26 protein-coding genes are annotated in these 25,964 nt (G+C 63.8%); 16 read left to right on the top strand and 10 right to left on the bottom strand.

The genetic code is table 11. The features are described 5' to 3' along the window. Window positions 1-46: 46 nt before the first annotated feature. Complete coding sequence (locus E3O62_RS00940; protein WP_134397238.1) at window positions 47-2,530, bottom strand: DNA topoisomerase (ATP-hydrolyzing) subunit A; 2,484 nt, start codon at window positions 2,528-2,530, stop codon at window positions 47-49. Between the two features lie 91 nt (window positions 2,531-2,621). On the opposite strand from E3O62_RS00940, the gene E3O62_RS00935 reads away from it, so the two are divergent. Beyond that, complete coding sequence (locus E3O62_RS00935; RefSeq protein WP_198410591.1) at window positions 2,622-3,767, top strand: alkaline phosphatase family protein; 1,146 nt, start codon at window positions 2,622-2,624, stop codon at window positions 3,765-3,767. 19 nt (window positions 3,768-3,786) lie between these two features. On the opposite strand, the gene E3O62_RS00930 is transcribed toward E3O62_RS00935, so the two are convergent. Beyond that, window positions 3,787-4,383, bottom strand: a complete 597-nt coding sequence (locus tag E3O62_RS00930) for a DUF3043 domain-containing protein (RefSeq protein WP_241973235.1) — start codon at window positions 4,381-4,383, stop codon at window positions 3,787-3,789. A gap of 37 nt (window positions 4,384-4,420) precedes the next feature. Here E3O62_RS00930 and E3O62_RS00925 point away from each other — a divergent pair, with 37 nt between their 5' ends. From E3O62_RS00925 to E3O62_RS00905, 5 genes are all read left to right on the top strand, one after another. After that, window positions 4,421-5,842, top strand: coding sequence for a dipeptidase (locus E3O62_RS00925; RefSeq protein ID WP_134397237.1), 1,422 nt, complete (start codon window positions 4,421-4,423; stop codon window positions 5,840-5,842). A 137-nt stretch (window positions 5,843-5,979) separates the two neighbouring features. Beyond that, window positions 5,980-6,336 (top strand): iron-sulfur cluster assembly accessory protein, encoded by a 357-nt coding sequence (locus tag E3O62_RS00920; RefSeq protein WP_134395586.1) that lies wholly within the window; start codon window positions 5,980-5,982, stop codon window positions 6,334-6,336. A gap of 178 nt (window positions 6,337-6,514) precedes the next feature. Then, a complete protein-coding gene (coxB, locus tag E3O62_RS00915) occupies window positions 6,515-7,402 on the top strand; it encodes a cytochrome c oxidase subunit II (protein ID WP_134397235.1) in 888 nt (295 codons plus the stop codon). Between the two features lie 3 nt (window positions 7,403-7,405). Next, window positions 7,406-9,145, top strand: coding sequence for a cytochrome c oxidase subunit I (ctaD, locus tag E3O62_RS00910; protein WP_134397233.1), 1,740 nt, complete (start codon window positions 7,406-7,408; stop codon window positions 9,143-9,145). After that, window positions 9,146-9,568, top strand: coding sequence for a cytochrome c oxidase subunit 4 (locus E3O62_RS00905; RefSeq protein ID WP_134395583.1), 423 nt, complete (start codon window positions 9,146-9,148; stop codon window positions 9,566-9,568). It abuts the gene before it with no gap. A gap of 281 nt (window positions 9,569-9,849) precedes the next feature. Here the strand turns inward: E3O62_RS00905 and E3O62_RS00900 are convergent, their stop codons facing one another. From E3O62_RS00900 to E3O62_RS00880, 5 genes are read right to left on the bottom strand one after another with little or no spacing between them, the layout of a single operon-like run. Continuing rightward, window positions 9,850-10,680: a methyltransferase domain-containing protein gene (locus E3O62_RS00900; protein WP_134397232.1), complete on the bottom strand. Its 831-nt coding sequence runs from the start codon at window positions 10,678-10,680 to the stop codon at window positions 9,850-9,852. Window positions 10,681-10,710: 30 nt separating this feature from the next. After that, a complete protein-coding gene (locus tag E3O62_RS00895) occupies window positions 10,711-12,330 on the bottom strand; it encodes a ubiquinol-cytochrome c reductase cytochrome b subunit (protein ID WP_134395581.1) in 1,620 nt (539 codons plus the stop codon). Further along, the gene (locus E3O62_RS00890) at window positions 12,327-13,400 is read right to left on the bottom strand and encodes a ubiquinol-cytochrome c reductase iron-sulfur subunit (protein WP_134397230.1); all 1,074 of its coding nucleotides are present in this window, start codon (window positions 13,398-13,400) and stop codon (window positions 12,327-12,329) included. The genes E3O62_RS00895 and E3O62_RS00890 overlap by 4 nt, the downstream gene beginning before the upstream one ends. A gap of 55 nt (window positions 13,401-13,455) precedes the next feature. Further along, a complete protein-coding gene (locus tag E3O62_RS00885) occupies window positions 13,456-14,268 on the bottom strand; it encodes a cytochrome c (RefSeq protein WP_134397228.1) in 813 nt (270 codons plus the stop codon). A gap of 22 nt (window positions 14,269-14,290) precedes the next feature. Continuing rightward, complete coding sequence (locus E3O62_RS00880; RefSeq protein WP_370448872.1) at window positions 14,291-14,860, bottom strand: heme-copper oxidase subunit III; 570 nt, start codon at window positions 14,858-14,860, stop codon at window positions 14,291-14,293. A gap of 204 nt (window positions 14,861-15,064) precedes the next feature. On the opposite strand from E3O62_RS00880, the gene trpD reads away from it, so the two are divergent. Then, window positions 15,065-16,117, top strand: a complete 1,053-nt coding sequence (gene trpD / locus E3O62_RS00875) for an anthranilate phosphoribosyltransferase (protein ID WP_134395577.1) — start codon at window positions 15,065-15,067, stop codon at window positions 16,115-16,117. A gap of 27 nt (window positions 16,118-16,144) precedes the next feature. Here trpD and glpK read toward each other — a convergent pair whose 3' ends face one another. Continuing rightward, the gene (gene glpK, locus E3O62_RS00870; RefSeq protein WP_134397225.1) at window positions 16,145-17,659 is read right to left on the bottom strand and encodes a glycerol kinase GlpK; all 1,515 of its coding nucleotides are present in this window, start codon (window positions 17,657-17,659) and stop codon (window positions 16,145-16,147) included. Window positions 17,660-17,767: 108 nt separating this feature from the next. Next, window positions 17,768-18,532, bottom strand: coding sequence for an MIP/aquaporin family protein (locus E3O62_RS00865; RefSeq protein WP_134395575.1), 765 nt, complete (start codon window positions 18,530-18,532; stop codon window positions 17,768-17,770). A 224-nt stretch (window positions 18,533-18,756) separates the two neighbouring features. Between E3O62_RS00865 and dhaK the strand changes: the two genes are divergently transcribed. From dhaK to E3O62_RS00845, 5 genes are all read left to right on the top strand, one after another. Beyond that, on the top strand, window positions 18,757-19,758 hold the full coding sequence (dhaK, locus tag E3O62_RS00860) for a dihydroxyacetone kinase subunit DhaK (RefSeq protein ID WP_134397223.1): 1,002 nt from the start codon (window positions 18,757-18,759) through the stop codon (window positions 19,756-19,758). Between the two features lie 19 nt (window positions 19,759-19,777). Beyond that, a complete protein-coding gene (gene dhaL, locus E3O62_RS00855; protein ID WP_134395573.1) occupies window positions 19,778-20,416 on the top strand; it encodes a dihydroxyacetone kinase subunit DhaL in 639 nt (212 codons plus the stop codon). Between the two features lies 1 nt (window position 20,417). After that, window positions 20,418-21,104 carry a dihydroxyacetone kinase phosphoryl donor subunit DhaM gene (gene dhaM / locus E3O62_RS00850; protein WP_134397221.1) on the top strand — a complete coding sequence of 229 codons (687 nt, stop codon included), beginning with the start codon at window positions 20,418-20,420 and terminating at the stop codon, window positions 21,102-21,104. 175 nt (window positions 21,105-21,279) lie between these two features. Next, on the top strand, window positions 21,280-21,450 hold the full coding sequence (locus tag E3O62_RS16455; protein WP_166784607.1) for a hypothetical protein: 171 nt from the start codon (window positions 21,280-21,282) through the stop codon (window positions 21,448-21,450). A gap of 252 nt (window positions 21,451-21,702) precedes the next feature. Beyond that, window positions 21,703-22,299 carry an HdeD family acid-resistance protein gene (locus E3O62_RS00845; protein ID WP_166786385.1) on the top strand — a complete coding sequence of 199 codons (597 nt, stop codon included), beginning with the start codon at window positions 21,703-21,705 and terminating at the stop codon, window positions 22,297-22,299. 58 nt (window positions 22,300-22,357) lie between these two features. On the opposite strand, the gene E3O62_RS00840 is transcribed toward E3O62_RS00845, so the two are convergent. Further along, window positions 22,358-23,149, bottom strand: a complete 792-nt coding sequence (locus tag E3O62_RS00840) for an SDR family oxidoreductase (RefSeq protein ID WP_241973234.1) — start codon at window positions 23,147-23,149, stop codon at window positions 22,358-22,360. Window positions 23,150-23,265: 116 nt separating this feature from the next. Here E3O62_RS00840 and E3O62_RS00835 point away from each other — a divergent pair, with 116 nt between their 5' ends. The 4 genes from E3O62_RS00835 (at window position 23,266) to E3O62_RS00820 (ending at window position 25,931) form a co-directional block, all read left to right on the top strand. Next, on the top strand, window positions 23,266-23,736 hold the full coding sequence (locus E3O62_RS00835) for an NfeD family protein (RefSeq protein WP_174720088.1): 471 nt from the start codon (window positions 23,266-23,268) through the stop codon (window positions 23,734-23,736). Next, complete coding sequence (locus E3O62_RS00830; protein ID WP_134395568.1) at window positions 23,736-24,725, top strand: SPFH domain-containing protein; 990 nt, start codon at window positions 23,736-23,738, stop codon at window positions 24,723-24,725. The genes E3O62_RS00835 and E3O62_RS00830 overlap by 1 nt, the downstream gene beginning before the upstream one ends. 6 nt (window positions 24,726-24,731) lie before the next feature. Continuing rightward, on the top strand, window positions 24,732-25,475 hold the full coding sequence (locus tag E3O62_RS00825; RefSeq protein WP_134395567.1) for a glycerophosphodiester phosphodiesterase family protein: 744 nt from the start codon (window positions 24,732-24,734) through the stop codon (window positions 25,473-25,475). Window positions 25,476-25,565: 90 nt separating this feature from the next. After that, entirely contained in the window at window positions 25,566-25,931 is a 366-nt protein-coding gene (locus tag E3O62_RS00820; RefSeq protein ID WP_104102069.1) for an RNA polymerase-binding protein RbpA, read from the top strand. The last annotated feature ends 33 nt before the right edge of the window (window positions 25,932-25,964 follow it).

Here is a 25,964-nt window from a genome sequence, read left to right as displayed (position 1 = left end):
CATAACGCACTACCCGCCGCACATGGCTGGGGATCGTGCTCGGGTGTCAGCCGATCCTGGCGCCGATGGCGCCGATCACGGAGTCCAGCATGGCCCCGGACGCATCACGCCGCGACCCTGATTCAGGAAGCGTGCGGGGAGTGCCGTCCGACGCGACCGCCCGGGCCGGCAGAGGCCCCACCCACGCGACGGAGACGGTGTCCTCGCCTTTCAGGAACCGTTGGGAGCGCACCCCACCCGTTCCCCGGCCTTTCGCCGGGTACTCGGAGAAATCGGACACTTTGGCGCTGCCCGGGTCTGTTCCGGGCAGGGTGTGGCTGCCGGTCGCGATGGTCGCAACCACGAGCGCGGCCGCGCCGTGCGTTTCCACGCTGGTGAAGTACACCACGTGCGCGTCCGCGGCCAGTTTGATGCCCGCCATGCCGCCGGCGGTGCGCCCCTGCGGGCGCACCGCCCCGGCAGGAAAACGCAACAGCTGTGAGTCGGAGGCGATGAAGACGAGTTCGTCGTCTTCCGCACCCTGCGCCGCGCCGACCACCACGTCCTGGGGCTTCAGCGCGATGATCTCGAAATCGGGTTTGTTTGCCCAGTCGCCGGGTGTGACGCGTTTCACGATGCCCTGTCTGGTCCCGAGAACGATCGAATGCTCGGAATCGAGCGCGACGAGCGCGACGATCTTCTCCGCTGTGTTGGGCAGGGCCAGGTAGTCGCGCACGCGTACGCCGGCCCCGAGCTGGACCGAGGTCGGCGGGAGCACGGGGAGGTCGACGGGGGAGAAGCGGATGAGCCGTCCCAGGCTGGTGACCGCTCCAACCTCGGTGCGACTGGTCGTGTCCAGAACGGACAGGACGGCGTCATGCTTGCTGCGCCTCTGAGCCGGGGTGATCCGCTCCGGCTGGACAGTGGAGCCGGCCGGAATCTCCACCCGGGCGATCTTGCCCGTCACGCTGAGGTAGACCCGGGTCGGGGTGTCCGTCACCTCGAGGATGGCGGCCTTCCGCTTGGCGGCGGCGCTGTTGGCGCCGGCGACACTCGCCTTGGCCTCAGTCAACAGGGTTCGCCGCGGCGTGCCGAAACGCTCGGCCACCGAGGCCAGTTCGTCGGACACCAGGGTGCGGATGGAGGCCTTGCTGCCGAGAAGCTTCTTCAGCGTCGCGATCTCCGCCAGCAGCTGATCCCGCTCGGTTTCGAGTTCGATGCGCGAGAAGCGGGTCAGGCGCCGCAGGCGGAGCTCGAGGATGTACTCGGCTTGAATCTGGCTCAGGTCGAAAACGTCGATCAGCTTGGCGCGCGCCTGCTCGCTGTCGTCGCTGGCGCGGATGACCTGGATCACTTCGTCGATGTCCAGGATTGCCACCAGGAGGCCTTCGACGAGATGCAGACGCTCCGTTCGTCGGGCCAGTCGGTAGGCCGAGCGCCGGGTCACGACCTCGATTCGGTGTCCGATGTAGACGAGCAGGAGTTCTCGCAGGCCCAGTGTCTGCGGGCCGCCGTCGACGAGGGCGACCGCATTGATGTTGAATGAGTCCTCGAGCGGGGTCACCCGGTACAACTGCTCGAGCACGGCCTCCGGGCTGAAACCGGTCTTGATCCCGATGACGAGACGGAGCCCCTTGGTGCGGTCCGTCAGATCGGTGACATCGGAGATGCCACTGAGCTTCTTGGAATTGACCCCGTCCTTGATCTTTTCGATGACCCGCTCGGGCCCGACCAGATAGGGAAGTTCGGTGACGACGAGACCGGCCTTGCGCGCGGTGATGGCTTCGACGGATACCCGCGCCCGGGTCTTGAAACTGCCGCGCCCGGTGGCGTAGGCATCCATGATTCCCGACAGCCCGACGATCGTGCCGCCGGTGGGCAGGTCAGGCCCGGGGACGAACTCCATCAGGTCTTCGAGGGTCGCGTTTGGGTGGGCGAGCAGATGGCGTGCCGCGCCGACGACCTCGATCAGGTTGTGCGGGGCCATGTTGGTGGCCATGCCGACGGCGATACCGCTCGCGCCGTTGACGAGCAGGTTGGGGTAGGCGGCCGGGAGAACGTCCGGCTGGGTGAGCTGGTTGTCGTAGTTGGGTACGAAGTCGACGACGTCTTCGTCGAGGTTTTCTGTCATGGCCAGGGCCGGCGCGGCCAGCCTGGCCTCGGTGTACCGCGGGGCGGCCGGCCCGTCATCGAGCGAGCCGAAGTTGCCGTGGCCGTCGATCAAAGGGACCCGGAGCGTGAACGCCTGCGCCATGCGCACGAGAGCGTCATAGATCGCGGTGTCGCCATGCGGGTGCAGCTTGCCCATGACCTCGCCGACGACCCGCGCCGACTTGACGTGGCCGCGATCGGGGCGGAGCCCCATCTCGCTCATCTGGTACAGGATGCGCCGTTGCACTGGCTTGAGCCCGTCCCGGGCGTCCGGGAGCGCCCGGGAGTAGATGACCGAGTAGGCGTATTCGAGGAACGAGCCCTGCATCTCGGTGGAGACATCGACGTCTTCGATGCGCTCGGTAAACGTGGCGGGCGTGGTGCTGTCTGAACGGCTCATTCGTGAATTCTGCTGAGGCGTGCGTTGCGGGACGCGCGCTGTCGGGTAGGCGCTGGATCGATCCGGCCCTGTCTATGTCAGACTTGGCACGATGCCCCCCATGCTACCGGCCCGCCAATTCGGCACCCTGCGCCTTGCCGACGTTCTCACAAGTTCTCTCTCATCGATCGAGGGCATTTCCAACATTCTGGACCTCGGCCAGACGAACAAGGCGGTCGTCCTTCTGGCGGACGGCCTCGGCGTCAGTTCCCTCCGAGCCCGTCCCGGGCACGCCCGATTCCTGAACTCGCTGCTGACTAAGTCCAGCGTGATCGACGGCGTCTTCCCATCCACCACGGCTGCAGGAATCACGACCCTCACCACGGGTGTCGCACCCGGGCAGCACGGACTCGTCGGCTACCGGGTCCGAGACGCCGACCATGACCGTGTGGTGAACCAGCTGACCGGCTGGGACGACGGCATGCGACCGGAGACCTGGCAGCGTGCGCGCACCGTCTTCGAACGCGCCGCGGATGCCGGCATTCCCGGTTTCGCCATCGGACCCCGCCGGTACACCACATCCGGCTTCACCCAGGCGGCGCTTCGCGGTGCGCACTACGTGCCCGCAGAGAGCGTGCCCGACAGGTTCGCCGCCGCGCGACACCTTCTGGACACCGAGCCGCGCGCCCTCGTCTACGTCTACGTCCCCGAGCTGGATGTGGCCGCCCACGCGCACGGCTGGGAGTCCGAGCGGTGGTTGTCCGCGCTGGAGAACCTCGACGGCGCGGTTGCCCGCTTCGCGGCCGCACTGACAGCCGATGAGGGTCTCCTGGTCACGGCCGACCACGGAATCATCGACGTCCCGATGACCAGACACGTGCTTTTCGACACGGTCCCCGAACTCGTCGGCGGCGTCCGCCACATCGGCGGGGATCCCCGGTGCCTGCACCTCTACCTCGAACCCGAACTCGGTTCCGACGCAGCCGCGGCCCTCGCCGATACGTGGCGCGGTATCGAAGGCCACCGCGCCTGGGTCTTCAGCCGCGCGGAAGCAGTCGAGGCCGGGCTGTTCGGCGAAGTTGCACCCGAGGTCCTGCCTCGCATCGGCGACGTGATCGTGGCCGCACGCAAGCTCATCGCCTACTACGACTCCCGCGAGCCGAATCAGTCCGCACGTTCGATGGTCGGTCAGCACGGTTCGCTGACGGACGAGGAACTCCGCGTGCCCCTGATCAGGTCGGGGACCTTCTCCGTTTGAGGGCGTGAGTGTTGCGGCGTCAGGCGGGGTAGCGGCCGCGCTTGACCTGTGGTTTCGGCAGGCGAAGCACACGCAGTTGCAGTGCACGCATCGCTGCGTACCAGCGCACACGCTCGGCCTTCTCAGCGCCGAACTTGGCATTGAGCTTGCGCGTGACGATAAAGCCCAGGATGACGGAGTCGACAACGGCGACGATGACGAAGACCCACAGGCCCAGGATTCCGTACGTCTGCACTGCCGCGTCGGGGAATACGCTGAGCAGGATGACCAGAAACATCACCGGGATCATGAATTCGCCCACGTTGAAGCGGGCGTCGACAAAGTCGCGCACGAAGCGCTTCTGCGCACCGCGGTCGCGCACCGGAAGGAACTTCTCATCGCCGGCAGCCATACCCACCCGGGCACGCTCGCGAGCCTCGGCGGCCTTGCCTCTGGCCTGCTTGGCCGCGAGCTTGCGGTCATCTGGAACAAGCGGGCGCCGATTCAAAGCCTCCTGCTGCCTGCGGCTGGGCGTAGCCTGCCCTTTGCCGACAGGGTGGGATGCCGCGAGGCGAGACCTGGTCTCGTCCGGGGTCTCCATGGATGGTTGTGCGTCTGGGTTCACAGGCTTAGCCACATCAGTTCCTTGCAATTGGTTGCCTTAAGATTACCTGATGACCGATATTCGAGAAACAGCGCCCCCGGCAATCTCCCCGGCCGCCCCGGCTCTTCGCGCGGCAGTCGAACGCGGCCTCCCCACGACCATTGCCGACCTGTGCGCCCTGGTGCGGATTCCCTCCGTCTCCTGGGATGCCTTCGACGCGCATCAGGTTGCCGCCAGTGCGGATGCCGTCGCGGTCCTGGTCCGCGACCTCGGGGTGTTCGATTCGGTCGAGGTCAAGCGGGCCGGGATCCCGGGCGGTGCCGAACTCGGCCATCCGGCCGTTTTGGCCACGCGCGCGGCACGCAACGGGCGCCCGACGGTTCTGCTCTATGCGCACCACGATGTGCAACCGCCCGGCCAGGATGCGGACTGGGACTCCAACCCGTTCGAACCGACCGTGCGCGGCAACCGCCTCTACGGACGCGGTGCGGCGGACGACAAGGCGGGGGTCATGGCCCACATCGCGTCGATCCGAGCTCTCGTGGAAGCAGAAGGACCCGATTTCAACCTCGGCCTGGCGCTCTTCATCGAAGGCGAGGAAGAGTTCGGCAGCCGGTCCTTCGCCACCTTCCTGGAGGAGAACCGGGAGTCCCTGCGCGCGGACGCCATCGTCGTCGCGGATTCGAACAACTGGGACATCAACACCCCTGCACTGACCACGGCGCTGCGCGGCAATGTCACGTTCCGACTGACGGTCCGCACCCTTGACCACGCGTCGCACTCGGGCATGTTCGGGGGAGCGGTTCCCGACGCGATGATGGCCGCCGTTCGTCTGCTCGACAGCCTGTACGCCGACGACGGCGCCGTCGCCGTCCGCGGGCTGACGAGCATCGATGTTCCGACTCCGGACTACACGGTGGAGCAGCTCCGCCTGGAAACCGGGCTCACCGACGGCGTCGTCGCGATCGGTCACGGCTCGGTGCTCAGCCGGATCTGGTCCCAGCCGGCCATCACAATCACCGGGATCGACGCGCCGTCCGTGGCCAACGCGTCGAACACGCTTACCCCGGCCATCACCGTTCGACTAAGCACCCGGATCGCTCCCGGTCAGTCGGCCGACGAGGCTTTCCGTGCGCTCGAGGCGCATCTGCGTGCCAAGGCTCCATTCGGCGCCCGGATCGACATCGATGACGTCGACACGGGGGAGGCCTTCCTGGTCGACACGGGCGGCTGGGCCGTCGCTGAGACGCGGAGCGCCATGGCCGAAGCCTGGGGCGAAAGCCCGGTGGACATCGGCGTCGGCGGGTCCATCCCCTTCATCGCCGACCTGGTGCGGGTGTTTCCGGACGCTCAGATCCTGGTCACCGGGGTCGAGGACCCGGATTCCAGGGCGCACAGCCCCAACGAATCTCTGCATCTCGGAGTGTTCAAGCGGGCCATCCTCAGTGAGGCCTTCCTACTCGGCCGTCTGAATCAGCGCACCGGCAGCTGATCCGACCGAGAGCGCAGAAATCCGGGAATGCAGAGGGTGTATTCCCGGTTGTGGTCGGTACAATCTTCGTTGCCTCCGACGGTCATTCAGCCGCCGCGAAAGACCGTGTGAAAACGACTCGAACACTGAGGAGCACCATGACCGACACAGTCGCCACCAGCACAGCCGCCCATGGCGTGGGCCTGAGCGCCACCGCCGCTGACAAGGTACGCAGCCTGCTCGCTCAGGAAGGCCGCGAGGACCTCCGCCTGCGCGTTGCCGTTCAACCCGGAGGCTGCTCCGGCCTCATCTACCAGCTCTATTTCGACGAGAGGCTACTCGACGGTGACGCTCTCGTCGACTTCGATGGGGTCGAGATCGTCGTGGACAAAATGAGTGTCCCCTACCTGGACGGGGCATCCATTGACTTCGAGGACACCATCCAAAAGCAGGGGTTCACGATCGACAATCCGAACGCCGGCGGAAGCTGCGCATGCGGAGATTCCTTCAGCTGACCCACCGACGTCGGACAAAGCGCCCCGGGCTAGTACCTCCGCAAATACTGTGACTGGCGGCGAATTCGTTATCTCGGAGGCCGGTTCTTGCACAACGGATCGTGTCACCCGCAGTAAGCTGAGGGTCTATAGAAGCACTTCCAGTTAAGTGTCCTCGAGTCTCACCGAAAGGTTACTGGTGCGCAAAAACCATCGTCTCCGATGGGCTGCAATTCCAATCGCAGCGTCGTTGGCCCTTGTTCTCGCAGGTTGCTCGCAAGCCCAGCTTCATGGCTACCTCCCCGGCTTTATCGAGGGTGAGCCGGCGGTGACTAACCAGACCGAACGCATCTCCGGGCTATGGACCACGTCATGGATCGTTCTTTTGATCGTGGGTCTCATCACCTGGGGGCTCACGATCTGGGCCGTCGTTGTCTACCGTCGCCGCAAGGGCCAGACCGGTCTTCCGGTGCAGCTTCGTTACAACATGCCGATCGAAATTTTCTACACTGTCGTTCCCCTTATTCTCGTGGTCGGTTTCTTCGCCTTCACCGCGCGGGACCAGGCAGAGATCGAGGCACGCTTCGATGAGCCCGAGGTCAAAATCCAGGTCATCGGCAAGCAGTGGGCTTGGGACTTCAACTACGTCAACGAAGACGTCTATACCGCGGGGATCCAGGGCCAGCCCGACGTCGACGGTCCCGCCGGTTCGCTGCTTCAGTCCGAAATCCCCACGCTCGTCCTGCCGGTCGGCCAGAAGGTCGAGCTGGCGCTCGACGCCCGCGATGTCATCCACTCGTTCTGGGTCGTCGACTTCCTGTACAAAAAAGACATGATCCCCGGCAAGACCAACTACATGTCGATCATCCCGGAGCGCATCGGCACCTATGACGGGAAATGTGCCGAACTGTGCGGCGAGTACCACTCGCTGATGCTCTTCAAGGTCGAGGTCGTCTCCGCGGCAGACTACGAGTCGTACATCGACTCCTTGCGTGCTGCAGGCAACGACGGCCAGCTCGGCCTCGAGTACGAGCGCAACCAAAATCTGCCGGGAACGACAGCACCGACCGAGCAGGAGGGCAACTAGTCCATGACTACCACCACTACGGCATCTTCCGCGCCGGCAGCCCCCACCGCTCCGCGTCGGCCCGCCGGTGTCGAGCGCAAGGGCAACGTCATCGTCCGGTGGATCACCTCCACCGACCACAAGGTGATCGGGTACATGTACCTGATCACGTCGTTCGTCTACTTCTGCCTCGCCGGCGTCATGGCACTGGTGATTCGCGCACAGCTCTTCGCCCCCGGTCTCGAGGTCGTCCAGACGAAGGAGCAGTACAACCAGCTCTTCACCATGCACGGCACGATCATGCTGCTGATGTTCGCGACACCGCTGTTTTTCGGATTCGCGAACTCCCTCATGCCCCTGCAGATCGGCGCCCCCGACGTGGCCTTCCCCCGATTGAACGCCTTCTCCTTCTGGGCCTTCTTCTTCGGCAGCCTTGTCGCCGTCGGTGGCTTCCTCACCCCGCAGGGTGCCGCGTCCTTCGGCTGGTTCGCCTATCAGCCACTGGCCAGCACGACGTTCTCCCCAGGCGTCGGCGGCAACCTGTGGATGGTCGGGCTCGGGCTGAGCGGCTTCGGCACCATCCTCGGAGCCGTGAACTTCATCACCACAGTGATCACGATGCGCGCCCCCGGCATGACCATGTTCCGGATGCCCATCTTCACCTGGAACACCCTGGTCACGTCGCTTCTCATCCTGATGGCCTTCCCGGTCCTCGCCGCGGCGCTCCTGGCCGCGGCGTCCGACCGGATCTTCCTCTCGCACATCTACGATCCGGCCAATGGTGGTGCCATCCTGTGGCAGCACCTGTTCTGGTTCTTCGGTCACCCTGAGGTGTACATCATCGCGCTGCCGTTCTTCGGCATCGTGTCAGAAGTCTTCCCGGTCTTCAGCCGCAAGCCGATCTTCGGTTACAAGACCCTCATCTACGCGACCATCTCCATCGCGGCGCTGTCCGTGGCGGTCTGGGCGCACCACATGTACGTCACCGGCTCCGTGCTGCTGCCGTTCTTCTCCCTGATGACGATGCTGATCGCCGTCCCGACCGGGGTGAAGATCTTCAACTGGATCGGCACCATGTGGCGGGGCTCACTGACCTTCGAGACGCCCATGCTGTGGGCCCTCGGCTTCTTGGTCACCTTCACCTTCGGTGGCCTCACCGGCGTCATCCTGGCCTCGCCGCCGCTCGACTTCCACGTCTCGGACACCTACTTCGTCGTCGCGCACTTCCACTACGTCATCTTCGGAACCGTGGTGTTCGCGATGTTCAGCGGGTTCTACTTTTGGTGGCCGAAGTGGACCGGCAAGATGCTCAATGAGAGCCTCGGCAAGTGGCACTTCTGGTTCCTCTTCATCGGTTTCCACACCACCTTCCTGGTACAGCACTGGCTGGGCGTCGTGGGCATGCCGCGTCGCTACGCGTCGTACCTGCCCGAGGACGGCTTCACCTGGATGAACCAGTTGTCCACGGTCGGTTCGGTCATTCTCGCGATCTCGATGATCCCGTTCTTCCTGAACGTCTATATCACCGCCCGCAAGGCACCGCAGGTCACCGTGAACGACCCGTGGGGCTACGGCGGCTCGCTGGAGTGGGCTACCTCCTGCCCGCCGCCGCGCCACAACTTTACCTCGATCCCGCGCATCCGGTCCGAACGCCCCGCGTTCGACCTGAACCACCCGGAAGCGCCCATAACAGTCGGAATCGGGCCGGCGAAGGACGCCCCGGATGCCCCCACGTACGACGTAGCGTCGAAAAGGACGAAGTAAATGAGAACCAACGTCAACCTGCTCTGGGTTCTGACAGGATTTTTCGCCCTGGTCACGGTGGCCTACGTCATCTGGGGACTCGTCGACCCGTTGCAGAACAAGGTTGAGTGGGCGGGAACGTTCGCACTCGGCCTGTCCGCCATCCTGTTCAGCTTTATCGCCTTCTACCTCGGACGCGTACACAGCGCCCAGGGCGGCGAGCTTCCCGAAGATCGTCTCGACGCGAATATCGACGACGGCGACCCTGAGGTTGGTTTCTACAGCCCGTGGAGCTGGTGGCCCATCCTCTTGGCTGCCAGTGCTGCTCTGCTCTTCATGGGGCTGGCTGTCGGCGTGTGGATCTCGATCATCGCGTTGGGTGTCGGCGTCATCTGCCTCGTCGGTTGGGTATACGAGTACTACCGGGGCAATTTCGCACGCTGATTCGAACCGAAATGCGTACTTCAGGCAAAAGGGGCGGCGTCCAGGACACAGGTCCTGGACGTCGCCGTTGGTTATACCCGGCGCATCGCTTCGGAGTGACACGTTCGGATAATTTCACAGTTCCACGTAGCCTGATCCACAGTTCCCGCCCGCATGGCCTCAAACGATTTCGACGGAGATTCTCGGGTGTACTCGTCTTTCCAGGGCGTCGGGGTGCGATTCTGCCAGAATCTCCGTCGAATTCGTTCAGGTCGTGGGACGCTACGCGTGGCTGCCGGGCTTCAGATCGTGATGCGACGGTAGCCGAGTAACTCGAAGGACGCCGTGACGGTCTGAACGCCGCTGAGCTGCTGGGTCAGCGCGTCGACATCCGTGTGGTGGGCTGACGGACCCATCCCGATCAGAGCGGATGCCTGGGCCGGGTTGAGACGCAGCGAAGACGACAACTCGTCCCGTGTTTCCAGTTCGAAGGCGGGGGACAGCGCCTCGGACAGGTGCTTGCCTTTGTTCGCGGGCACGTCCAACGCCAGACCGGACGCCCTGAGCTCCTGCAGGTGGGACGCTTGCGGCACGACGACGATGAGCAGGCCGTCTTCGCGCAGCACCCGGTGAAACTCGGACGGGTTCCGGGGGGCAAAAACGTTGAGGAGTACATCTGCTGATGCGTCCCGTACCGGCAGGGGGGACCAGACATCCGCCACGAGCCCGTCGACGTTGTCCTGACCGCTCACTGTGCGCCCGACCGCCACGGGGGAAAGGTCCATTCCCAGGGCACGTGCATCTGGACAGAGTGCGAGAACCCCCCGCAAGTAGTATCCGGTTCCACAGCCGATGTCTAAGACCCGGGAGGGATTCTCAGCCGCCACCCGCTCAGCGAGGCGGTGGCGCAGCGGCTCGTACCAGCCGGTCTCGAGGAAAAGTGATCTCGCGTCGACCATCGCGACGCTATCGCCGATCAGCCGGCGCGCACCGCCTACCAGTGACACGTATCCGCGCTTGTTCGCGTCGAAGGAGTGTCCGGCCCCGCAGCGCAGCGTCAGCGGCCCGGCGGGGGTGAGTGGCAGAAAACAGTTCGGGCACCGAAGCCACTCCGACAGGGTCTGGAGGGACATCGATGCCCGATCTGTGTTCGCGGCCGGAGCCTAGTGGTGGTGGTCGTGCGCCCGTTCGAGTTCAGTGGTCGATACCGGTTCGATCCGGTCCTCGAAGAACCAGCGGGACAGTCCGGCACGGGCCTTTTGGCCCGCCGTGATTTTGCCCTTGGCGTTCGGGCGGATCATGAGCGGCTTGTAGTCGTTATAGCTGACCAGCTTCCAGCGCTCATATTCATCAACGGGCTGGTGAACTTCGATGTACTCGCCACCGGGCAGACGCACGATACGTCCGGACTCGTAGCCGTGCAGAACGATCTCGCGGTCCTTCTTCTGCAACGCCAGGCAGATGCGTTTCGTCACGAAGAAGGCGATGAAGGGCCCCACAATCACCAGGAACTGCATGGTGTGAATCACGCCCTCCATTGTCACCTTGAAGTGCGTTGCGATGATGTCCGAGGAGGCCGTGGCCCACAGCGCCGCGTAGAACGTGACTCCGGCGGCACCGATGGCGGTGCGTGTCGGGGCGTTCCGGGGACGGTCGAGAATGTGGTGCTCTCGCTTGTCTCCGGTGACCCATCCCTCGATGAACGGGTAGATGAGCACGACCAGGATGAACAGGCCCAGCGACACCAACGGGATCAGGATGTTGAAGGACCAGGTGCGATCGAGCCAGACCATCTCGAGTCCCGGCGGGATCAGGCGCAGGGCGCCGTCAGCGAAACCGATGTACCAGTCCGGCTGTGTTCCGGCCGAAACGGGGGAGGGGTCGTAGGGACCGTAGTTCCAGATGGGGTTGATCGTGAACAGCGACGCCATCAGCATCACGATGCCGAAGACGATGAAGAAGAAGCCACCGGCCTTGGCCGCATATACGGGGAGAACCGGGTAGCCGACCACATTCTGGTTGGTGCGTCCGGCACCAGGGTATTGCGTGTGTTTGTGTACGACGACGAAGAGCAGGTGCATCGCGATCAGTGCCACGATAATGGCCGGCAGCAGCAGAATGTGGAGGGAGTACAGGCGTCCGACGATCGCCTCGCCCGGGAACTCTCCACCGAACAGGAGGAACGAAATCCAGGTTCCGACCAGCGGGATTCCCTTGACCATTCCGTCGATGATGCGCAAGCCGTTTCCGGAGAGCAGGTCGTCGGGGAGGGAGTAGCCGGTGAATCCTTCGGCCATGGCCAGGATGAACAGAACGAACCCGATGACCCAGTTGAGCTCGCGCGGCTTGCGGAACGCACCGGTGAAGTAGATGCGGAGCATGTGCAAGCCGATTGCAGCCACGAAGAGTAGTGCTGCCCAGTGGTGGACCTGGCGCATGAGGAGCCCGCCACGAATATCAAAGGAGATGTCCAGGGAGGATGCCATCGCGGCAGACATCTCCACACCCTTGAGTGGCATGTACGAACCGTCGTACTCCACCGGCGTCATCGACGCACTGAAGAAGAACGTGAGGAACGAACCGGACAACAGGATGATGACGAAGCTGTACAGGGCAACCTCACCGAGCAGGAATGACCAGTGGTCGGGGAAGATCTTGCGACCTAGTTCCTTGACCGCAGTCGAAATGCTGGTGCGTTCGTCGATGTAGTTCGCGGCGGCCCCGGTGAGGCCACCGGACTTCTTTGTTTCGACCAGGTCAGTAGTCGTAGTTGCAGTGCTCAATTCCGCTCCCAGAAGCTCGGTCCGACGGGTTCAGTGAAATCGCTTTGTGCAATGAGATATCCCTCGGAGTCTACCGTGATGGGCAGCTGCGGCAGAGGGCGCTTGGCCGGTCCGAAGATGACTTCGCACTGGTTCGTCACGTCGAACTGCGACTGGTGACAGGGGCACAGGAGCGTGTGGGTCTGCTGCTCATAAAGCGCGACCGGGCATCCGACGTGCGTGCAGATCTTTGAGTAGGCAACAATGCCGTCGTACGACCAGTCCTTTTTGTCGGCGGGCTCATTGATGTCTTCCGGCTTCAGCCTCATCAGAAGAACTGCGGCCTTGGCCTTCTCTTCGAGTTTGCCGTGGCCGAGGTCCTGCAATCCTTCGGGAATCACGTGAAAGGCCGAGCCGAGGGTGACATCGGAGGCCTTGATCGGTGTGCCCGTGGGATCGATCGCGAGCCTGGTGCCCTTCTTCCACATGGTGTGTTCGAGAGCTGCAGCCGGATTGGTGTCCTGCGGGCCCAAGCCGCGGAACAGCACGACGGCCGGAAGCGGAAAGGCGATCAAGGCGCCGATGAGGCTGTTTCGGATGAGCGTACGGCGACCGATGCCCGATTCGACATTGGCCTCGTGAAAGATCTCGACCGCGCGTTCGCGGGTCTCATCCGACCCTCGCACCGGGTGGCGCTCGTCGACGCCTTCGTGGTCGAACATGAGCGCCTTGCCCCAGTGCACGGCGCCGATGCCGATTGCCAGAAGGGCGAGGGTGAGGCCGAGACCGATGAAGAGGTTGTTCAGACGAACCGAATCCGGTTCCTCAGGGATGATCGGGAAGACCATATACGCCACGATTGCGAAGACACTGCCCACGATCGACAGGTAGAAGAGCGTGTAGACGGTTCGCTCGGCGCGACGCTCCGCGCTGGGGTTGAGGTCGGTGACGCGCGGGCGGTGCGGGGGGAAACCCGGATTGGCCACGGCGTCCCGTACGACGACGGCGGTGCCCGCGGGAGCCCCCTCATGCCCGACGCCCGACGAGTCAGCAGCGGTCAAGTCCTTCCCGCTGTTATCGTCCTTGGCCATTGTTCTCCTTCATCGGAATTCTCATAAAACAGTTTGTGTCAGACCTGGTTGGTGATCAGTTCGACTTGGCGGTGATCCACACCGTCAGGGCAACGATCGACCCAAGACCAAAGATCCAGAGGAAAAGACCTTCCGAGACCGGTCCGAGGGCGCCCAGAGCGAATCCACCGGGAGACGGGTTGTTGTCCAGGTACTTGAGGTAAGTGATGATGTCGCGCTTGCTCTCCGGGGAAATGTTCATGTCGTTGAACACGGGCATATTCTGCGGGCCGGTGACCATGGCCTCGTAGATGTGCTTCTCCGTGACCCCCGCCAGAGCAGGCGCATACTTGCCCTGAGTGAGGGCACCACCGGCGCCGGCGACGTTGTGGCACATCGCGCAGTTGATGCGGAACAGCTCGGCGCCTTTGGCGGCATCGCCCTCAGCGTCGAGGAGAGACGGATCCGGAAGTGCCGGACCCGGCGCGAGGGACGCCACGTAAGCGGCGAGGGACACGATTTGCTCGTCTGTGAACTGGACGGCCTTCTTCTCAGCCTGCGGTCCGTTCAACTGCATCGGCATGCGTCCGGTGCCCACCTGGAAGTCGACCGATGCAGCACCGACGCCGATCAGGCTGGGGCCGGCATTGGTCCCCGCTGCTTCCAATCCGTGACAGGTGGCGCAGTTGGCCGCGAAGAGTTTCTGCCCTTCGCTGACGGTCTGCTGCGACGCGGCGTTCGTCTCCGCACTGGCCGTGCTCGTGCTGAAAGCGGCGTAGGCGCCTCCTGTGAAGAGGAGTCCGATCGCGATGAGGGCGACGCTGGCAAGCGGGCTGCGACGCCCGGCTTTGCGACCGTCGGACTGCTTCGGTGTGCTAATCGTGGTCATACGTGGTGTCCACTCCGACTTTCTATTTAAGAACGTAAATGACGAGGAACAACCCGATCCAGACGACGTCGACGAAGTGCCAGTAGTACGACACGACGATGGCGCTCGTTGCTTCCTTGTGACCGAAGTTCTTGACCGCGAAGGCGCGCCCGATGACGAGCAGGAACGCGATCAGGCCGGCAGTCACGTGAATACCGTGGAACCCGGTGGTGAGGTAAAACGCGGATCCGTAGGCGTTGCTGGTAAGCGAGACGCCCTCGGAAACGAGAGTCGCGTACTCGAAGACCTGACCGGACACGAATATGGCCCCGAGGGAGTAGGTGAGGAAGAACCACTCGACCATGCCCCACTGGCTGGGTTTCCATCCGGTCGAACGTGATTGCAGGCGTTCTGCCGCAAACACTCCGAATTGGCAGGTCACCGAAGAGGACACAAGGATCAGCGTGTTCACGAGGGCGAATCCGAAGCCGTGCTTCTCTGTCTCGAATAACCACAATTCAGGCGACGTAGACCGCAGCGTGAAATAGATGGCGAAGAGCCCGGCGAAGAACATGACTTCGCTGCCCAACCAGACGATAGTGCCGACAGCCACGCTGTTGGGCCGGTTAACAACGGGCGCATTGACCGTGTAAGTAATTGATGGACTCGTCACCCTTCCATTATGGCCGATTTGCGTAGCGGTTATTGTCATCGGGGCGGACCTGTCCCTCAATTGCGGGAATGACTACCTGATTGCAACAAACGCGCCCCGGGAAGCGAATTCGGGACGGATCGTCGATCTCGCTAAAATCGATCCATGCTTGAAATTCAGTCGTGGCCAAACGTCCTCAGCGCTCTGCTTGCGGGGGAGGACCTCAGCGTCTCCGATGCCGCGTGGAGCATGGAGCAGGTCATGCTGGGGGAGGCAACTCCGGCGCAGCTGGCCGGCTTCCTCGTAGCCCTACGCGCCAAGGGCGAAACCGTTGACGAAATCGTCGGGTTTCGGGATGCGATCCTCGACCATGCCGTACCGCTGGCGGTGAACCCGATGGCCTTGGACATCGTCGGCACTGGTGGGGATCGGTTCGGCACCGTCAACATCTCGACGATGGCCTCCATCATCTGCGCCGGGGTCGGCGTTCCCGTGATCAAACACGGGAACCGGGCCTCAAGCTCGGCGTCCGGTTCGTCGGACGTGCTTGCTGCCCTCGGCATTGACCTGACACTGTCTGCCGACCAGGTTGCTGCCATTTTGGATACGGCTGGGATCACCTTCGCCTTCGCTGCCGCTTTTCACCCAGGGTTCCGTCACGCAGCCCTGGCGCGCAAGGAGCTCGGCATCCCCACGGTGTTCAACTACCTCGGCCCGTTGTGCAATCCGGCCCGTCCCGAGGCGTCAGCAGTGGGAGTCGCAAACCTGGACCGAGTTCCGCTCATCGTGGGTGTATTCCAGACGCGGGGGGCGACGGCCCTGGTCTTCCGCGGTGACGACGGTCTTGATGAGCTGACCACGACGGGCCACAGCCATGTCTGGGAGGTGTCGCGGGGCTTGGTGACGGAACACGACATCGATCCGCGTGACCTGGGAATTCGACGGGCCTCGATCAATGAGCTCGTTGGCGGGGACGCTGAGCACAATGCCGCCGTCGTTCATTCAGTGCTGGCCGGTGAGGTCGGTGCGGTGCGTGACATCGTCCTGCTGAACGCGGCCGCCGGCCTGGTCGCGTTTGACCTGGCAAACGATCCCGCGCAGTCTCAAGTCAATATCATCGAGCGCTTCCGCACCAAAATGGCCGTGGCCGCAGAGGCAGTCGACTCCGGTGCGGCCACGGTCAAGCTCGCTGAGTGGGTTGCGGCCAGTCGGGTGTGACCCGGCTGGCCCAGACGCCGAGACGAGCTAGACGACGTCGTCGTCAACCCAGCCGAACGTCTTGGTAACGGCCTTCTTCCAGTTGCGCATCTGTCGGTTCCGCTCTTCTTCGCCCATTTGCGGGGTCCACCGGCTGTCCTCCTGCCAGTTGGCCCGCAATTCGTCAAGGTCGCTCCAGAACCCGACCGCCAGTCCGGCGGCGTACGCGGCGCCGAGAGCCGTGGTTTCGGCCACGACGGGTCGCACCACTGGCACGCCGATGATGTCGGCCTGGAACTGCATCAGCGTGTTGTTGGCGATCATGCCGCCGTCAACCTTCAGCTCGGTCAATGGGACACCAGAGTCGGCGTTGACCGCGTCGAGGACCTCCCGGGTCTGAAACGCGGTCGCCTCAAGGGTGGCGCGGGCGATGTGGCCCTTGTTCACGAATCGGGTCAGGCCGACCAGGGCGCCACGGGCATCCGCACGCCAGTACGGCGCGAACAGGCCGGAGAAGGCCGGCACGAAGTAGGCGCCGCCATTGTCATCGACCGATTTGGCAAGCGTCTCGATTTCCTCGGAGGTACTGATCATTCCCAGATTGTCTCGCAGCCACTGCACGAGGGCGCCGGTGACGGCGATCGACCCCTCCAACGCATAGTGGGGGGCCGCGTCGCCGAGTTTGTAACCGAGCGTGGTGAGCAGACCGTTCTTGGAGTGGATGATCTCGGTGCCCGTGTTGAAGATGAGGAAGTTGCCCGTGCCGTAGGTGTTCTTCGCCTCACCCTGGTCGAAAGCGGCCTGTCCGAAGGTGGCCGCCTGCTGGTCGCCCAGGATGCCCGCGATCGGTACCTCGCGCAGCAGGCTGTGCTCATTCACGAGGCCGTAGACCTCGGACGAGGAGCGAATCTCGGGCAGCATCGACCTCGGCACCCCGAAGGCGGCGAGGATGCCGTCGTCCCATTGCAGAGTCTCGAGATCCATGAACATGGTGCGACTGGCGTTGGTCACGTCCGTCGCGTGCACGCCGCCTTCGAGCCCGCCGGTCAGGTTCCACAGCACCCAGGAGTCCGTCGTGCCGAACATCAGATCGCCCGCTTCGGCCTTGGCGCGCGCGCCATGCACGTTCTCAAGAATCCAGACGATCTTCGTTCCGGAGAAGTATGTCGCCAGGGGGAGCCCAACCTGGGCTTTGAACCGTTCGACTCCGCCGTCGGCGGCGAGACGGTCCACGATCGGCTGGGTGCGGGTATCCTGCCAGACAATCGCGTTGTATACGGGCAGCCCGGTGTGGCGGTCCCAGACCACTGCGGTCTCACGCTGGTTGGTGATTCCCACGGCCTCGATGTCATGCCGAGTCAGGTTCGCCTTGGACAAAGCCTGGCCGATCACTTCACGGGTGTTGTCCCAAATTTCCATCGGGTCGTGCTCGACCCAGCCGGCCCGGGGGAAGATCTGCTCGTGCTCAAGCTGACCGATCGCGATCACCGAGCCTGCTTTGTCGAAGATGATGGCTCGGGAACTCGTGGTTCCCTGGTCGATTGCGATGATGTACTTGGCCATGAAATACCTCCTTGGATTGCGAGAATCGATGCTGGACGCGGCGCACGCCGCTGCGTGACGCCACACAGTGCGGGCCGATTCAATGACTGAACCGGCCCGCGGGAAGGATTACGTAAGGACGGGCAAAAGGAACAGGGAAGCCCATCCGGCGAGCATGCCGCCAATGACCGGACCCACGACAGGAACCCAGGAATATGCCCAATCGGACGTTCCCTTGCCCTTGATCGGCAGGACGAAGTGCGCGATGCGGGGACCCAGGTCACGAGCCGGGTTGATGGCGTATCCGGTCGGCCCGCCGAGCGAGGTGCCGATGACGATGACAAGCAGCGCGACGGGCAGTGCACCGAGCGCGGCCAGTCCACCACTCTCGCCCTGGCGCCCGCCACCGAAAGCCAGAACGACGAAGACGAGCACGAATGTGCCGATGATCTCGGTTGTCAGATTCCAGCCGTAGGAGCGGATGGCCGGACCGGTCGAGAAGACGCCGAGTTTGTTGGCGGAGTTGGGCTCAGCGTCGAAGTGCTGTTTGTAGGCCAGCCAGCAAAAGACGGCTCCGATGAAGGCGCCGAGGAACTGACCCGCGATGTAGGTGAGGACCGACAGGAAGTTCACGGGAACGCCCGAACCGAACTCCGTCGCACCCGCTGTCACCAGGCCGAGGGTGACTGCCGGGTTGAGGTGTGCGCCGGAGTTATAGGCGACGATGACGCCGGCGAAGACTGCGAAACCCCACCCGATGGTGACCATGAGGAATCCGCCGCCAAGGCCCTTGTTCTTGGCCAGCGCGACGTTGGCGACCACACCGGTTCCGAGGAGGACGAGCATCCCCGTACCCAGCACTTCCGATAAGAATACGACTCCAATATTGTCCACGTCGACCTTTCTTGGTGAGGCTGGAGATGCCGGAGCAACCCTGAGCGGTGAGCGATCGGCATTACCATAGCGCGGCGATTAACGCAGCGGAATGGGCCGGTGGACGTGTAATTCACCGCCCCTTACCGGCAGCGAGGGCTGCGCGTAGGTTGAGCCTGGAGTGCACAGCGCTCCACACCAGCCCGTCGACGGGCAGTCCAACCACCTCGATCGAAGGAAGAGACATGAAGAAACTCGTCAATGATCCCAAGAACGTCGTCGCTGAGGCCGTGGCCGGGTTCGGCGCGGCCCACGCCGATATCGTCCGGATTTCGACGGAACCGATCTACATCGTGCGCACGGAAGCTCCCGTTGCCGGGAAAGTGGGTCTGGTCAGCGGAGGAGGAAGCGGACACGAGCCACTTCACGGCGGGTTCGTCGGGTTCGGGATGCTGGACGCAGCCGTACCCGGGGCCGTTTTCACCTCACCGACACCCGACCCGATCCTCGCCGCGACGAAGGCGGTCGATGGGGGAGCGGGGGTACTCCACATCGTCAAGAACTACACCGGGGACGTCTTGAATTTCGAGACCGCCGCCGACCTCGCCGCCGCGGAGGGAATCGAGGTCCGCTCGGTGATCGTCAACGACGACGTCGCCGTGAAGGACTCGCTGTACACGGCCGGGCGACGTGGTGTGGCCGGAACGGTCCTGGTCGAGAAGATCGCTGGAGCGTCGGCTGAGCGCGGAGACGCCCTGGAGACCGTTGCCGCGATCGCAGAGAGGGTCATCTCCGGGGTGCGGTCAATGGGTGTGGCGCTGACGCCGTGCGTTGTTCCCCACGCCGGGGAAGGCAGCTTCACGCTCGCCGACGATGAGATCGAGATCGGGATCGGCATCCACGGCGAGCCGGGGCGCGCGCGCATCACGCTGGAGCCGGCCGACGCCATCGTCGACCGTCTCCTCGGCCCTATCCTTGAGGACATCCCGTTCGTGGCCGGAGACAACGTGCTTCTCTTCGTCAACGGAATGGGCGGCACACCGCAAATCGAGCTGTACATCGTATTTCGACGGGCCGCCGAGGTGTTGGCCGAACAGGGGATCGTAGTGACCAGGACACTCGTCGGGAACTTCACGACGTCTCTCGAGATGCAGGGAACATCCATCACCGTGCTGAAACTCGATGACGAATTGACGGCCCTGTGGGATGCGCCGGTCCAGACGGCAGCGCTACGGTGGGGACGATAGGCGGGTAGAAGGAGATCCAATGAATTTAGACGGCACGTGGGCGAAAGCCTGGATCAGGGCCAGTGCGGCGGTAATGAATGAGCACCGTGTGGAATTGATTGATCTGGACCGTGAAATCGGCGATGGTGATCATGGTGAAAACATGGACCGCGGTTTTCAGGCGGTGCTGTTGAAACTCGATGACCTTCCGGCCGAGGCGAACCCCGGGGACGTCTTCAAACTCGTCGCAACCACATTGATCTCAACCGTGGGCGGTGCGGCGGGTCCACTGTACGGAACAGCGTTCCTCAAGGCGGCCGTGGCCATCACCGGCTCGGCTGACCTTAACGGGGCCGCTCTGGTTGCACTCCTGGCGGCCGCGCGAGACGGCATCGTCCTGCGCGGCAAAGCGGAGTCCGGAGACAAGACCATGGTCGATGCCTGGACTCCGGCGGTCGACGCCGCCGAAGCAGCCCGTGCCGACGGTGCGGACGACCTGGCGATTTTGATGGCTGCGGCAGCTGCTGCCGAGGCAGGGGCAGAGGCGACGGAACCCTGGGTCGCGCGTAAGGGACGGGCTAGCTACCTCGGCGAACGGGCCATCGGTCACCGCGACCCGGGAGCGCAGTCTTCGGCCCTGCTGTTGCGAGCAGCTGCCGACACCGCCGCGACCGCCTGAAATGACCGCCACAGAGGGGCTTGTCGGTCTCGTTTTCATCTCCCACAGCTCGAAGATCGCCGACGGTCTCGTCGATCTGGCGTCCCAGATGGCTCCCCGAACGAGGATGGTCCCGGCCGGTGGGACAGACGACGGGGATATCGGCACGAGCTTCACGAAGGTGGTCAGCGGCATTGCACAGGCTGACGCCGGCGCCGGCGTCGTGCTGCTCTGCGACCTGGGCTCCGCGATCCTGACGGCCGAAACCGCGTTGGATTTCCTCGGAGACGCGGCGCGTGCCCGAGTACGAATCGTGGATGCGCCTCTGGTCGAGGGGGGAGTGGCTGCAGCCGTCGCCGCCGAGATAGGGGGAGACATCGCGTCTGTCGTGCGGGCCGCGCAATCCGCCGCCGGGGCGGTCTGCGCACCTGGGGCGGAACCAGCGCTGCCGCCGGTGGTCACGCGAACCGTTACCCTGGTGAACAAGGATGGTCTGCATGCCCGACCGGCTGCTGACTTCGTGAAGCTCGCCAGTACGTTCGAGGCACGAGTCACCGTGAACGGCAAAGATGCGTCCAGTCTGCTTGCCGTGATGTCACTCGGACTCATCCGCGGCATGACCGCGGAGATCTCCTCCTCGGATGAGGCCGGAGCGGCAGCCGTAGCCGCTCTGGGAGACCTTCTGGAATCGGGTTTCGGAGAAGAATAGACGCACAGCACACACACCTGGTCGATTTTGCAACTCGGCGTAGTCTGAGCGCATGGTCAAAGACAGGAAACCGCCGGTGAGCAGTCCTACTCGTCACTCCGACCGAGTGGATCCGCGATTCGCGGATACGGACGGGCCGACCGATCTAAAGGAATGCCCGGTCTGTGGGCAGACCATGCGTGCGCATTCGATCGAGCGCGGCGCCCATGACACGATCCTTACGTGCCCCGTGCCGCATCCGGGCGCGTGGGACCGGGACGCGTTCCTGCCCGTGAACGAATTCGGGATGGTCCTGCGCCCGCACGAACCGGAGAACACGGACGAGGAAATCGACCGCCCCGAATGAGGCCGCCGGCGGCGGTTCGGCTGGCTGTCGCCAAATGTCTGCACACGGGTCCCAATCCACCGTTGGACACACTCCGGCACGATGCGGGACGTTTCGGAAGTGCTCCGATGCCTCTCGTGGTCCGGCGAAAGCGTAGTCTGTACTGACATAATGTGCATTATCGGTCAATTAATGAAGAGGTCTGGACGTGCTGGCCGGACTCGACTACCGTGTGCGTCACGGCTCGTTCCCAGAATCCGAGAGGCACCTGAAATGCCCACTACCGTTACGGCCGTTGATCTGTCGTTGGATTCGAGAGCGCTCAGCACGTCAGAAATCACGGGTGTGCGCCTGGCCATCGCTGGGACCGGCCTGCTGGCTCTGGTCGTCGGCATCCTGATCCTGTCCTGGCCGGACACCACCGTCGCGTCCCTCGGGATTCTGTTCGGCTTGTACTTCTTGATCAGCGGCATCGTTCACGTAGTCCGAGGATTATTCACACAGGGTGCGTCCGGTGGTAGCCGGGTTGTGAACATCCTGCTCGGCGTGCTGCTGATCGTCGGCGGTATCGTCGCAATCAGGACCCCTTTGGACACCCTGGCCGTGCTCGGGATGCTTATCGGGATCTCCTGGATCGTGGAAGGTGTGGCCGGATTGGTCGAGACGGCTCCGGACTCCAGCAGGTGGTTCGGCACGGTCTTCGGCGCCATCGCCGTCGTGGCCGGCGTCGTGGTGCTCTTCTCCCCCGTCGAGTCGGTCATTATTCTGGTCACGATCGGCGGAGTGTTCCTCGTTCTGTCCGGGATCATCCAACTGGCGCAGGCCTTCATGTTCGGCCGGGGTCGGTCGGCAACACTCGATACGGCGTAGCCGCACGGAGTGGCCGCAGAGCACTCGTCCGGCCGCACCGCACGTGCTGCCCGCAACGTCAGTTTCGACTGGCGGCTTCTCCGACGTAGTCCGCGATGTCCCCGACATACCTGGTGTTGTTCTCCGGCACGGCTTCGACAGCCGCCAACGCAACCTCGGCGCCGAATTCGCTGACGTTGTACAGCCGGCCGGCGGCATCCTTGCGCGCGTTCATGGTGCCCGGGCTGGCTCGCTCAAGCAGGACGGCGGTGACCGTGCCCTCGATGATGTCGCCGGAGACAACGACGAAACCGATGCCGGCCTCGGCGAGCCCGGGGATGAGGGCGCGCAATGCGTCCTCGCCGGCGCGCTTGCTCCGGGCGACCGGCTCGTATTCGGCCATGGTCGTCGTGGTCTCGACAAAGTGAGCCTGGTGGCTGGTGACGAACACCACGCGGGCACCCGGAGCGAGCAAGGGCCGTGCCGCGTGCAGCAGGTTGACCTGGGCGTCCCGGTTCAGCTGCATGGCGTAATCCTCGGCCATGCCGCTTTCCATGCCGCCGGAGGCGTTCATGACGAGGATGTCGAGCCCGCCGAACTCCGTGAGGATGGTTTCGAACATGGACTCGACGGATGCAGCATCCGTCAGATCTGCGCCGACCGTGATTGCCGTGCCACCAGCGGCGCGGATAGCATCGGCGACCTTGATCGCCCGTGCCTCCTTGTTGCGGAAGTTGATCGCGACGCTGGCGCCCGCCTCAGCGAGGAGGCCGACGGTGGCCGCTCCGACGCCACGGGACGACCCCGTGACCAGGGCGCGTTTGCCGGTGAGAGAGCCGGCGTCGAGGGGATTTTGGGGTGCAATAGTCACAACGCCCAACCCTACCAACATGCGCGGCCGGACTCAGCCTCGGTCAGTCTCGACTCCGGCCGACGAGCAGGTGATAGCTTCGACAGGGAAACGTCACGTGAGAGGCTCCAAAATTGATGGCTGACCTGACCGACTACTTGTGGATCGTGTGGCTCGTCTTCATCCTCGTCTGTGTGATCATCGAGCTGCTTTCTCTCGAGTTCACCTTTTTGATGATCGCGGTCGGCAGTCTGGCCGGCCTGGGGGCGAACCTGCTGGGAGCCGTGTGGTGGCTCCAGATCGTCACGGCCGCCGTGGTATCCGTGCTCCTCATCCTGCTCATACGCCCGGTTCTCCTGCGGCTGATGAGGAAGGGTGCCGATCACACACCGAGCAATGTCGCCGCACTGCTCGGCATGACCGCACAAGTACTGTCCACCGTTCGCCCCTCGGGTGGAATGGTCAAACTGGCCAACGGCGAAACCTGGACAGCCCGCCTCTCCCCCGACACCGACACGCAATCCGCCGAACCCGGTGAGATTGTTCGCGTGGCCGCGATCGAAGGCTCCACCGCCGTCGTTCTGCCCTCGGAAAGGAACATCACATAATGCTCTCCACCGGTGAATTCATTGGGCAAATCTTCATTGCCGCCCTCCTCTTGGTACTCGGGGTGTTCGTCGTCGTCGTTCTCGTCCGGGCCATCAAGATCATCCCGCAGGCCAACGCCGGCGTCGTCGAGCGTCTGGGCAAGTATCACAAGACGCTCGAGCCGGGCCTGAACATCCTGGTTCCCTTCATCGACCGGGTGCGACCCCTGCTGGACATGCGCGAACAGGTCGTTTCCTTCCCCCCGCAGCCGGTGATCACGGAGGACAATCTCGTGGTGTCCATTGACACCGTGGTCTATTTTCAGGTCACGGATGCACGTGCCGCCACCTACGAAATCGCGAATTACCTGGGCGCAGTCGAGCAGCTCACGACGACGACCCTGCGCAATGTGGTCGGTGGCCTCAACCTTGAAGAGGCGCTGACCAGCCGCGACAATATCAACGGGCAGCTGCGGATCGTGCTGGACGAGGCCACCGGCAAGTGGGGTATCCGAGTCGGACGGGTGGAGCTGAAGGCGATCGACCCGCCCCTGTCCATCCAGGACTCGATGGAGAAGCAGATGCGCGCCGAGCGTGACCGCCGCGCCGTCATCCTGACCGCGGAGGGCACGAAGCAGTCAGCGATTTTGACGGCAGAGGGAGCCCGGCAGGCAGCCATCCTGTCGGCGGAGGGTGACGCGAAGGCAGCCGTTCTGCGCGCCCAGGGTGAGGCGGAGGCCATCACCACGGTGTTCAGGGCGATCCATGACGGTGACCCGGATCCGAAGCTCCTGGCCTATCAGTACCTTCTGACCCTCCCCAAGCTCGCAGAGGGCAGTGCGAACAAGCTGTGGATCGTGCCCAGCGAACTCACCGCCGCGATGAACGGTATCGGGACGGCGTTCGGCCATGCCGTCGGCGGCTCGGCCGCCCCCGCACCGACCGGGCAGGCCGCGCAGACCGGGCAGGCTGAGACGGCCGGTCGGTCCCCCGCCGTCCCGGAGGCCTAGGCGACGATGTACCTCGAGGGGGCCGGGCCGCGCGTTTTCGCCCATCGCGGCCTCTCCCTCGATGCACCGGAGAACACCCTGCTGGCGTTCCGGCACGCGCTGGCGGTCGGCGCGACCCACATTGAGACGGATGTCCACGCCACGGACGACGGAATCGCCGTGCTCAGCCACGACGCTGAACACGATGTGGCCGGAACCCGCATCCGCCTCGACCAGCTCACCATGGGCGAGCTGCGCCGGGTCGGACTCGGTCAGGGACAGTCCTTCGCTTCCCTTCGCGAGGGACTTGACGTCTTCCCGGACGCCCGGTTCAACATCGACGTCAAATCATTGGCCGCCGTCGAGGCCACGGCCGCTGCGGTCCGGGACGCCGGCGCCATCGACCGAACGCTGATCACCTCATTCTCCGAGAACCGCCGTCGCCGCACGGCTGCGCTGCTTCCCGGGGTGGCCACATCGGCATCCGCGTCGGTCTTGATGCGCGCCGTTTTGACCGCCGAACTGGGCCTTGCCGCTCCGGTGCGGCACTCCCTGAGGGGCTTCGCCGCCGTGCAGGTACCGGAGTCGATTCGTTTCCTTCGCATCCTCACTCCCCGCTTCATTCGCGCCATGCACGCGACCGAGGTAGAGGTGCATGTCTGGACCATCAACGATGCGGAGTCCATGAACCGGCTCCTCGACCTCGGTGTCGACGGGATCGTCACGGACCGGTGCGACCTGGCCGTGGCGATCATCGCGGCGCGAGCCTGAGAGTTTGCTCCGAGAAGTCACGTAACGGAAAGATAACGTCCAGCTTGATGGTTTATACCTAGAAGTTGCATCGCGAGAGGAGACCACACGATGGCGGATCGCAGTTTGCGTGGCATGAGGTTAGGCGCACAAAGCCTTCAAAGCGAAGAGGGCGTAACCTTTTCACCACGAGTCAGTCACACGTATCTGTGTGCAACGTGTGCACGGGAGACGGTCATGATCTTCTCGGCAGAGGCGGAAGCCCCTGACGAATGGGAATGTCGCTTCTGTTCACAGACAGCAACCCGGTTGGTTGACTCCAAACCGGTGATTGTGGACCATTCCGACGAGAAAGTACCGCGTACGCATTGGGACATGCTCCTGGAGCGACGCACCCGCGCCGAGCTCGAGGAACTCCTCGAGGAGCGGTTGACGTTCCTGCGGGAGCGGCGCGGACAGCAGAAGATCGGCGCCTGATCGGCCCGTTCTCTCGACGCCTGAACTGATCAG

Source organism: Cryobacterium sp. TMT2-15-1 (assembly GCF_004402345.1).
In the GTDB taxonomy this organism is placed as follows: domain Bacteria; phylum Actinomycetota; class Actinomycetes; order Actinomycetales; family Microbacteriaceae; genus Cryobacterium; species Cryobacterium sandaracinum.
This window is presented reverse-complemented; position numbering and strand designations above follow the sequence as displayed.

Excerpts from the sequence above, each read along its gene's own strand:
- E3O62_RS00835 (WP_174720088.1), top strand. The coding sequence starts at position 23,266 with ATGGCTGACCTGACCGACTACTTGTGGATCGTGTGGCTCGTCTTCATC.
- E3O62_RS16455 (WP_166784607.1), top strand. The coding sequence starts at position 21,280 with ATGCGTGCGCATTCGATCGAGCGCGGCGCCCATGACACGATCCTTACG.
- E3O62_RS00935 (WP_198410591.1), top strand. The coding sequence starts at position 2,622 with ATGCCCCCCATGCTACCGGCCCGCCAATTCGGCACCCTGCGCCTTGCC.
- E3O62_RS00885 (WP_134397228.1), bottom strand. The coding sequence starts at position 14,268 with ATGACCACGATTAGCACACCGAAGCAGTCCGACGGTCGCAAAGCCGGG.
- dhaL (WP_134395573.1), top strand. The coding sequence starts at position 19,778 with ATGAATTTAGACGGCACGTGGGCGAAAGCCTGGATCAGGGCCAGTGCG.
- dhaK (WP_134397223.1), top strand. The coding sequence starts at position 18,757 with ATGAAGAAACTCGTCAATGATCCCAAGAACGTCGTCGCTGAGGCCGTG.
- trpD (WP_134395577.1), top strand. The coding sequence starts at position 15,065 with ATGCTTGAAATTCAGTCGTGGCCAAACGTCCTCAGCGCTCTGCTTGCG.
- E3O62_RS00890 (WP_134397230.1), bottom strand. The coding sequence starts at position 13,400 with ATGGCCAAGGACGATAACAGCGGGAAGGACTTGACCGCTGCTGACTCG.
- E3O62_RS00830 (WP_134395568.1), top strand. The coding sequence starts at position 23,736 with ATGCTCTCCACCGGTGAATTCATTGGGCAAATCTTCATTGCCGCCCTC.
- E3O62_RS00845 (WP_166786385.1), top strand. The coding sequence starts at position 21,703 with ATGCCCACTACCGTTACGGCCGTTGATCTGTCGTTGGATTCGAGAGCG.
- E3O62_RS00825 (WP_134395567.1), top strand. The coding sequence starts at position 24,732 with ATGTACCTCGAGGGGGCCGGGCCGCGCGTTTTCGCCCATCGCGGCCTC.
- E3O62_RS00820 (WP_104102069.1), top strand. The coding sequence starts at position 25,566 with ATGGCGGATCGCAGTTTGCGTGGCATGAGGTTAGGCGCACAAAGCCTT.
- E3O62_RS00920 (WP_134395586.1), top strand. The coding sequence starts at position 5,980 with ATGACCGACACAGTCGCCACCAGCACAGCCGCCCATGGCGTGGGCCTG.
- E3O62_RS00900 (WP_134397232.1), bottom strand. The coding sequence starts at position 10,680 with ATGTCCCTCCAGACCCTGTCGGAGTGGCTTCGGTGCCCGAACTGTTTT.
- E3O62_RS00925 (WP_134397237.1), top strand. The coding sequence starts at position 4,421 with ATGACCGATATTCGAGAAACAGCGCCCCCGGCAATCTCCCCGGCCGCC.
- dhaM (WP_134397221.1), top strand. The coding sequence starts at position 20,418 with ATGACCGCCACAGAGGGGCTTGTCGGTCTCGTTTTCATCTCCCACAGC.
- ctaD (WP_134397233.1), top strand. The coding sequence starts at position 7,406 with ATGACTACCACCACTACGGCATCTTCCGCGCCGGCAGCCCCCACCGCT.
- E3O62_RS00905 (WP_134395583.1), top strand. The coding sequence starts at position 9,146 with ATGAGAACCAACGTCAACCTGCTCTGGGTTCTGACAGGATTTTTCGCC.
- E3O62_RS00940 (WP_134397238.1), bottom strand. The coding sequence starts at position 2,530 with ATGAGCCGTTCAGACAGCACCACGCCCGCCACGTTTACCGAGCGCATC.
- glpK (WP_134397225.1), bottom strand. The coding sequence starts at position 17,659 with ATGGCCAAGTACATCATCGCAATCGACCAGGGAACCACGAGTTCCCGA.